The organism is Streptomyces ipomoeae 91-03, from assembly GCF_000317595.1.
GTDB classification, from domain to species: domain Bacteria; phylum Actinomycetota; class Actinomycetes; order Streptomycetales; family Streptomycetaceae; genus Streptomyces; species Streptomyces ipomoeae.
The window spans coordinates 1-8,773 of sequence record NZ_AEJC01000187.1; the positions used below are offsets into that span (position 1 = coordinate 1).

Genomic DNA, 8,773 nt, shown 5'->3' on the forward strand with positions numbered 1-8,773 from the left:
ACCCTCCAGCGCTGGTTGGAGCCGGAGTTCGGCCACCACATGCCGACCGGGGCCCCGTCGTACCTGGCCTGGCCGTAGACGTCGGGGAGTTGGCCGGTGGCGGCGTTGACGAGGGTCCAGGTGCCGTCGCCGGTCGACGACATGATCCACTGGGCGGCGTCGTCGCGAACGCCGTCGTCGGGCTCGACCAGCAGGGCGCCGTCCCGGACCGCCAGGCGCTTGCCGTCCTTCGGGTTGGTGAAGACGTACCGCTTCCGGTTCTCGGTGTCGCGGGCGATCTGGTCCAGCTGCCAGAGCTGGCCCTCGCCCGCAGGCGTGCCGGCCGTCCTGATCACCAGGCCCGTGCCGTCGTCGGCGACGGTGAGGTCCTTGCCGCTCTGGACGCCGGTCAGCCGGTAGGTGTGGCCCTTCCGCAGCTCGGCCGCGTCCTCCGCGACGCCGGAGACTCCCTTGACGAGGAAGGAGGTCACGGACTGGGCGGGGACGGTGACCGTGGCCTGCTTGCCGACCACCGGGACGGCCTTCTGCCGCTCCAGCTTGCCCCCGGCGCTGGTCACCACCGGGGTGACGGTGGCGTCGGCAGTGAAGTCGGCGAACTTCGACAGGTCGAGCGTGACGGACCGGGCGCCCGTGCTGCTGTTGACGTGGACGACCGTCACGCCGTCGCCCGCCTTGGAGAGCGCCGCGGTGCTGGAGGTGTTGTCCGTCTTGATCAGCTGGTCGCCGGGCTTGATGTAATGGGTGAAGTTACGGGCGGTGTCGAACTTGGTGTTCGTGTGGATCGGGCAGGACTCCAGGGTGTCCTCGGAGGTGCAGCTGAACGGGATCTGGATCTCGCCCCAGTTGCCGCCCTTGGCGGACTCGCCGCCCGGCTTCATGTTGTCGTAGTCCTCGACGGGCTGCCAGAACACCCAGGCGCGCGGCTCCAGTTCACGCAGGTCGTCCACCATGCGCTGGGCGAGGCCCAGGCCCGGACGCATGTCGGTGAAGCTCTGGCCGTCGCCCCAGTCGCCCTCGACCTCGCTCATCCACAGCGTCTTGTCCGCCGACTTGGCCAGGTCACGGACGGCGGTGCGCTGGCCGGTGCCGTAGGTGTGGACGTTCATCTGGTCGACGGCGTCGCGGACCTCCTGGGGGTAGGAGTTCCAGTTGGTGGCGAAGAGGCCGGGGTTGGTCTCGTCCATCGCGGAGATCTTCGCGTTCGTGTGGGACTTCGCGAGCTCCGCGGCCGTCGCGAGGATCACCTTCTGCTGGAGCTCGGGGCCCATGTGGGCGCCTTCCTGACGGCCGGCGACCGGCCGGCCGTCGGCGCCCAGGGTGGTGCCCCAGTAGCCGGTGTTCGGCTCGTTGAGGGGTTCGAGGGTGTCGACCTTGATGCCGTGCGCCTTCTCCAGCCGCTCGGTGGCGCCCACCAGATAGGCGGCGAAGTCGTCGACGGAGTCGGTCTTGAGCTGGTCGGCCTTGGAGTTGAAGCCGCCGGAGACATAGCCGCTGACCGTCATGAACCAGGGCGGCGAGTTGCTGAACGCCTCCCAGTGGGTGATGTCCTTCTTGATCCGGTCCACCCACCAGCGCTGGGTGGCGTCGGCGTTCTCGTTCCAGTCGGCGGGGTCGTCCGCGCTCCACCAGTCGGTGTCCGTGCGGGTGGTGCCCTCGGGCGCCTTCCACCAGCCCTCGACCGCACCGCCGGGACGGAGGTAGTCCTTGACGTCCGGGGCGTTGCCGCCGCCGATGTTGTAGCGGGCGATGTTCAGGGCGAGGCCGTCGTCGTCGAAGAGGAGCCGCGCCAGCTTCTCGCGTATCTCCTCGGGGTAGCCGCCGGTGGCGTTGGCGAACCAGGCCAGGCTGGTGCCCCAGCCCTCGAACCTCTCCTGCTTGTACGACGGGTCGAGCCGGACGGTGACGGAGGAGGTGGCCGTCTCGGCGTACGCGACCGGCAGGGAGGTGGTGGCCAGGACGGTCCCGGTCGCAAGGGCGGTGACGCCGATGCCTCCCAGGAGCCGTCTGAAGCGGGTGCGGTGTGCCATCTCGAGTGCTCCAACTCTTCTGTGCGCCGCGTCCCGGCGGGACACAGAGATCGAGGCCCGCGTGTGCGGTTCCGAGGGAAGAATGTTTACGTAAACATTCGATGGCGTGATGTCTACACTGTCCGAATCTCGACGGTCAAGAAGTCGTCCGGGATCGTCCGGGACCGAAAGTTGCGCAGCTAGGGGGCAGAGTGAGCGCGGTTGGGCAGGAGAGCGCGGCATTGGATTCACGCCAGGTGGAAGGACGTACGAGAGGACGCGCCGCGCGTCCCAGGCAGGGTGCGTCCATGGGTGATGTCGCTCGGCTTGCCGGGGTTTCCTCGCAGACGGTCTCTCGTGTCTCCAACGGTTTCGCGGGGGTGAGCGAGGAGACCCGGCGGCTGGTGCTGGCGGCGATGCGGGAGCTGGGCTACCGGCCCAACAGCGCCGCACGCGCGCTGCGCCGCGGGGAGTTCCGCACCCTCGGCGTGATCACCTTCTCCCTCTCCACCATGGGCAACATCCGCACCCTCGACGCGATCGCGACCTCCGCTGCCCGCGAGGGCTACGCCGTCACCCTCCTGCCGGTCGCCGTGCCCACCCAGGACGAGGTGAACGGCGCCTTCTCCCGCCTGGGCGAACTCGCGGTGGACGCCGTCATCGTCATCCTGGAGACCCACCTGCTGGACGCGGCGACGGTCTGCCTGCCGCCCGGCGTCCCCGTCGTCGTCGCCGACTCCGACGCCGGCGACCGCTACACCGTCGTCGACACCGACCAGACAGGCGGCGCCCGCGACGCCGTACGCCATCTGCTGGACATCGGCCACACCACCGTCTGGCACCTGGCCGGCCCCGAGGACTCCTTCGCCGCCCAACGCCGCGCCAACGCCTGGCACACCACCCTCACCGAAGCCGGATGCGTCCCGCCGCCCCCGGTCCGCGGCGACTGGTCGGCCGAGTCCGGCTACCGCGCCGGCCTGATCCTCGCCGACCACCCCGACTGCACGGCCGTCTTCGCCGCCAACGACCAGATGGCCCTCGGCCTCCTGCGCGCCCTCGACGAACGCGGCCGGAAAGTACCCGACGACATCAGCGTCATCGGCTTCGACGACATCCCCGAAGCCTCCTCCTTCCTCCCACCCCTCACCACCATCCACCAGGACTTCGCCGAAGTCGGCCGCCTCTGCGTCCAAGGCGTCCTCAGCAAAATGCGCCAGGACATGCCTGAACACGGCACCACGCTCGTCCCCACGCGACTCGTGCCGCGCCACAGCACCGCACCACCGCCTCCCCGCCGGGACGTCACCGGGGGCGGGTCCGAGGCATCCGACGAGGCGCTGGAGACGATGGCGCCCAGGGGTTCTCGGCGAGCCGCCCCCGCCCCGGACGATCACTGACGAGCCCATCCGGCCCGGTCACGACGGCCTTGCACCGTGACCGGGACTTCGAGTCATCACGGCCGTCATTCGGCGTGTGCCATGCCCGCGCCAGATGCGCTGCACTACGCAAACCGTGGCGCCCTCCTCCGGAACACGGAACACGGAACACTCAGGGCCTTCTCCGGCGAAAGCGGTTCGCACCGTCACCCGGCCCGGAACAGTGGCGTGAGCCACCAGCTCCAGCGGCTCGGAGGCACGGCCGACGCCGGCGTCGGCCGGCAGCTCACGGGAGAAGGTGAGGCGCACCCGCCGCATGGGGGAGTCGGCCGTACCGGTGGTGCGTGCGATGTCGATGCCCGAGCTTCCCGAGCTGAGGGCGCGAGTTCCGTTCTCGTCGCCCGTTCCAGCGAGAAGGCCCAGGTCACAGACCTGGGCCTTTGCTGTCGGGTGGAGCACTCGCCGGGGTGGATCCGTGCCGGGATGCTGACCGGGGTGTTACAGGGCCGCGGCCTCCTCGGTGGTGAGGAAGCGGAGGTTCTTGACGTACTCGTTGGCCAGCATGGGCACGCCGTCGGAGGCCAGGTACCACCTCGGCTTGCCCGTGCTGTCGGCGATCACCCTGCCGTTGACGCGGAGGTTCTCGAAGGTGACGTCCTTGACGGCACGCTCCTCGGACAGGCCCATCATCACCGAGAGGTCGGCGTTCTTGCCGTTGTAGCTGAGGTCCTTGATGTAGACGGACTCGATGCCGCGGCCGGCCGAGGTGTTGTACTTCGGGTTGTACTCGACCCGCATGTGGATGAGCTGGCCCCAGCGGAAGTCCTCCACGCGGATGTTGTCGAACTTGACGTCCCGGACGAGATTGCTGTCGCCGACCATGAAGGCGATGGCGCCCTGGTAGGTCACCTGCGGCTCGCGGTGGTCGAGGATGTCGATGTTCTCGAAGTTCAGGTTCTCCAGCATCTCGGGGGTGTCGGAGTTGCCGTGCACGCCGATGTTGATCGGGTGGGCGACGTCGGCCCAGAGGGAGCAGTTCTTGACCGTGATGTTGCGGGTGTCGCCGTAGAAGTCCCAGCGGTGGGTGTAGAGGGCGACGCTGTCGTCAGAGGTGCGCAGGAAGCAGCCGTCGATCGTGACGTTCTCGGAGCAGTAGAGCTGGATGCCGTCGCCCCAGCCCTGGTGGCTGAAGGCGCGCAGGTTCTTGATGGTGAGGTTCTGGGACTCGGCGACCCGGACGTTCTCGTAGCGGGGGTTGAGGATCGTGACGCCGTCGATCGTGATGTTCTCGGTCTTGCGGATGAAGAGCGCCCCGTTCGGGGAGTTGTAGAGCACGCCGCGGCCGATGAGCCGGGAGTTCTCCACGTTCTCGAAGATCACCTGTGAGGTGAGGACGGCGCCGGGGGCGAGATAGACGGTGGTGCCGCTCGGGACCTTCAGCAACCGGTCGGCGGTGGTGTGCAGACCGGGCCCGAAGTACATGACGTGCTTGTCGCCCTCGGCGGGCGGGCTCTGCTCCAGCGGGTTCGCGAGCAGGTGCAGACAGTCGAAGATCTTGTCGTCGACCTGGACGACGATGTTGCGGGGCCGGTCCAGGGTGAAGCGCGCGGTGCTGCCGAGCACCTCGGGCTTGATGCCGTACGAGTCCGGGCGGATACGGAACTTCTCGGCGCCGCCCGGGTTGTAGGTGACCTCGACCTCGACGGTGCCGGAGAAGTCGAACATGGCCACGGAGGAGTTCTGGGCCTTGTTACTGCCGGTGGTGGCGTCGATCAGGGCGAGCTTGGCCAGATAGACGTCGAGTCTCTGCCAGCTGCCGTCGGCCGGCCGGACCTTGACGGTGAAGGAGGTGTTGAGGGGCACCTGCGGAAGCGTCGGGTGGACGACCACCTTGTCGCCGGTGACGTCGGTCTCCCCCGCCGTGGCGGCAGTGGCCTGCGTGGCGCTCGCGACGCCGCTCACGAAGCCGGCGAGGGTGACGGCGCCGGCGGCCTGCAGGGTGGACCGGCGGGACAGGGACGAGCTCATGGGACTCCTTCACGTAACGCGAGGGTGACCGACTGTGGCCGGAGGTGGTGCATGGGCGGCCGACCGACAGAGCGTTCAGGCAGAGCCCCCACCTTTGGTACAGATGCGGCGGCTGGGGTGCGCTGAGCTTGCGGCCAGGCAGAAATGTGTGTCAAGAGTGTTGACGCACTTTCGAAACAACTCGGTATTCTCGGACTCCATGAGCCAAAAGCCCGGAGGATCACTGCGCAGTCTGCGCCGCACCAACGAGGAGCAGTTGCTCGCCCTCCTGCTGGCCCGCGGCCCCCTGCACCGTGCCGCTCTCGCCCGCTGGGCGGGCATCTCCCGGACCACGGTTTCCACGATCGTCAACGACCTGATGGCCCGCGGCCTGGTCGTCCAGTCCGACGAGGAGCCCGGCGAAGGCCACGACGGGCGGGCCCGGGATCTCCTCTCGGTCCACCCGCGCGCGGCTGCCGTGGTCGGCATGAACCACACCTTCGACGGCGTCTGGGTCCATCTCAGCGATCTCTCCGCGCAAGAGATCGCGAGCCGCGGCACCGCCCTGGACCCCGCCTGCGGCCCCACCGAACGCATCACCGCCGGTGTCGGCATCCTGCGCGACCTCCTGGACGAGCACGCGTTGCGGTTCGACCAGATCATCGGGGCCGGCATCGGCGTGCCGGGTCCGATCGACCACACCACCGGCTCGGTCGGCGTCACCCTGCCGGGGCAGCCCTGGTCGCACATCCACGTGGTCCGGGAGTTCGAGCAGGCGCTCGGCCTGCCCGTCGCCGTCGAGAACAACACCCGCCTCGAAGCCGTCGCCGAGACACGCTGGGGAGCCGGGAGAGGAGTGCGAAACCTGCTGTATGTCGGGCTGTCCAACGGCATCGCCGCCGGCCTGATCTTCGACGGGCGCCTCCACCGCGGCGCGATCGGGGCGGCCGGGGAGCTGGGACATGTGTCGGTGAGCCTGGACGGGCCGACATGCCGGTGCGGCAACCGCGGTTGCCTGGTCCTGCACGCCGGCATCCCGGCCGTGCTCGCCGCGCTGCGGCCCGCCTTCGGGGACGGCACCGGGCTGGACGAGATGCTCGTCCGCACCGCGGCCGGCGACCGGGCGGGGGAAGGGGTTTTCTCCGACGTCGGTGCCGTGGTCGGCCAGGTGCTGGCCAATATGTGCAACCTGCTCAACCCCGAACGCATCGTGGTGGGCGGCGAGTTGTCCGTGGCCGGTGAGGCACTGCTCGAACCCATGCGGGCGGCGATCCGCCGGTACGCGCTGTCGCTGGTCCGCGATGTGGAGGTGATGCCGGCCGAACTGGGGCTCGGGGCCCGGGTGGGCGCACTCGGCGGCGCGGCGCTCGTGCTCAGCGAGGCCCCGGACCTGGCCGCCGCGCTCAACCGTATGACCGCGGGAACGGCCACGCCGTGAACACGGACGCGTGACGGCCCCACCGTGACACGGACGCGTGTGCCCCCGCTCCAAGGCCACGCGCGGCACCATCCCGGTCACCGTCGACGCCACGGCCGTATGCGGTCGGAGTCGTCACCGGCAGCGGCGGTGCGGGCGTCGCGCACCGCTCCGCGGGCCCTCGTGACCAGCCGACAGCTCCGCGGGAATCCGCCTCGCCTGTGATCACGCCCCTCGTCCAGCCGCTCCACAGTCACGGATCGATCGGTGACCCGATCCGGAAATGGAAGAGATTTTCCATTGATGGGTCTGTTACGCACCCGACATTCCCGTGCAATGTCGGGGCCGTTATCTGACCCACCAACCATCCGGCACGGCGCCGGCAGGGGATGGGGCACAGCAAGAAGGAGCAGGACATGACGGCCACGGACAGCGCGGGCGCGGACAGAGTCGCCGTACCGCCGGAATACTCTCCCCGTCTCTACAACGCGGACCTCGCCCCGGCCACGGAGCGCAAGTGGGGCGCGTTCAGCATCTTCAACGTCTGGACCTCGGACGTACACAGTCTGTACGGCTACTTCCTGGCAGCCAGCCTGTTCCTCGTCGCCGGAAACACGTTCAAGTTCCTCATCGGCATCGGTGTGGGCTCACTGGTCATCTACTGGCTGATGACCCTCATCGGAAAGGCGGGCGTCAGGACCGGCGTCCCCTACCCGGTCCTCTCCCGCGCCTCGTTCGGCACCTTCGGCGCCAACGTCCCGGCTCTCGTACGGGCCGTGGTCGCCACCTTCTGGTACGGCGCCCAGACCAGCGCGGCGGCCGGCGCCGTCGTCGCCTTCCTCGTCCGCTACGACGGCCCCAAGCACCTGCACGAGACCACCCGGCTCTTCGACCACAGCGGCCTCGAAGTGCTGTGCTACCTCGGTGTCTGGGCCGCCCAGCTGCTCATCATCAGCAAGGGGATGGAAACGGTCCGCCGTTTCCAGGACTTCGCCGGACCGGCGGTCTGGCTGATGATGCTGATCCTGGCGATCGCGCTGTCCGTGAAGGCCGGGGCACTGTCCTTCTCCGTCGACATGCCGAGCGGCGACCTGGCCGCGCTCGCCAAGAGCGCCACCGGACTCGACGTCAGCCCGGGCTCGTTCGCCGCGATCGCCGCGATCGCCGCCACCTGGGTGACCTACTTCGCGGCCCTGTTCCTCAACTTCGGCGACTTCGCACGCTTCACCCCCGACGAGAAGACCCTGAAGAAGGGCAACATCTGGGGCCTGCCCGTCAACCTGATCCTCTTCTCCCTCGTCGCGGCCGTCACCACGGCCGCCGCGAGCAAGGTGTACGGGGAGGTCATCCTCGAACCGGCCGCCATCTCCGCGAAGTTCGACAGCGCGTTCCTCGTCCTGCTCGCCGCGCTGACCTTCGCCGTCGCGACGCTCGGCATCAACGTCGTCGCCAACTTCGTCAGCCCCGCCTTCGACTTCGCCAACGTGGCCCCGAAGTATGTGACCTTCCGGCGGGGCGGTCTCATCGCCGCCGTCATCGCGCTGCTGCTCTACCCGCTGCACCCCTGGGACAACGCTCCCAGCTTCGTCAACGCCATCGGCTCGACGATGGGCCCCCTCTTCGGCGTGATCGTCGTCGACTACTACCTCATCAGGAAGGCACAGCTGAACGTGCCCGCGCTGTACCAGGAGCACGGGGAGTTCCGCTTCCAGGGCGGCTGGAACATCCGGGCGTTCGCGGCCGCCGCCGTGGGCTCCGTCTTCTCCAGCGTCCTTCCCGTCTACGGACCGTCCGGGTACGGGGCGAAGCTGGGTCCGTACTCCTGGTTCATCGGCGTCGCCGTGGCCGGGGTGCTCTACTTCGCGCTGAGCGGGGGCAGGAGCCCGCTCACCGCGAAGGCGGCGGCAACGGAAGCGCCGGAGGCTGCGGAGGCATAGGAGTCGGGTTCTTCCGGCACCCCGAGTAGG

At 68.9% G+C, this 8,773-nt stretch carries 5 protein-coding genes; 3 read left to right on the plus strand and 2 right to left on the minus strand.

Features of this window, described 5'->3' with window-relative positions:
* On the minus strand, positions 1-2,027 hold a 2,027-nt coding region (locus tag STRIP9103_RS12220), incomplete at its 3' end, for an RICIN domain-containing protein (protein WP_048820150.1).
* A 287-nt stretch (positions 2,028-2,314) separates the two neighbouring features.
* On the opposite strand from STRIP9103_RS12220, the gene STRIP9103_RS12225 reads away from it, so the two are divergent.
* Complete coding sequence (locus STRIP9103_RS12225) at positions 2,315-3,403, plus strand: LacI family DNA-binding transcriptional regulator (RefSeq protein ID WP_009309092.1); 1,089 nt, start codon at positions 2,315-2,317, stop codon at positions 3,401-3,403.
* Positions 3,404-3,880: 477 nt separating this feature from the next.
* Here STRIP9103_RS12225 and STRIP9103_RS12230 read toward each other — a convergent pair whose 3' ends face one another.
* Complete coding sequence (locus STRIP9103_RS12230; RefSeq protein ID WP_009309085.1) at positions 3,881-5,410, minus strand: glycosyl hydrolase family 28 protein; 1,530 nt, start codon at positions 5,408-5,410, stop codon at positions 3,881-3,883.
* A gap of 199 nt (positions 5,411-5,609) precedes the next feature.
* Here STRIP9103_RS12230 and STRIP9103_RS12235 point away from each other — a divergent pair, with 199 nt between their 5' ends.
* Both STRIP9103_RS12235 and STRIP9103_RS12240 read left to right on the plus strand, forming a co-directional pair.
* A complete protein-coding gene (locus STRIP9103_RS12235) occupies positions 5,610-6,827 on the plus strand; it encodes an ROK family transcriptional regulator (protein ID WP_063747281.1) in 1,218 nt (405 codons plus the stop codon).
* 395 nt (positions 6,828-7,222) lie between these two features.
* On the plus strand, positions 7,223-8,743 hold the full coding sequence (locus tag STRIP9103_RS12240) for an NCS1 family nucleobase:cation symporter-1 (RefSeq protein WP_009309089.1): 1,521 nt from the start codon (positions 7,223-7,225) through the stop codon (positions 8,741-8,743).
* Positions 8,744-8,773: the final 30 nt, after the last annotated feature.

Excerpts from the sequence above, each read along its gene's own strand:
- STRIP9103_RS12225 (WP_009309092.1), top strand. The coding sequence starts at position 2,315 with ATGGGTGATGTCGCTCGGCTTGCCGGGGTTTCCTCGCAGACGGTCTCT.
- STRIP9103_RS12230 (WP_009309085.1), bottom strand. The coding sequence starts at position 5,410 with ATGAGCTCGTCCCTGTCCCGCCGGTCCACCCTGCAGGCCGCCGGCGCC.
- STRIP9103_RS12235 (WP_063747281.1), top strand. The coding sequence starts at position 5,610 with ATGAGCCAAAAGCCCGGAGGATCACTGCGCAGTCTGCGCCGCACCAAC.
- STRIP9103_RS12240 (WP_009309089.1), top strand. The coding sequence starts at position 7,223 with ATGACGGCCACGGACAGCGCGGGCGCGGACAGAGTCGCCGTACCGCCG.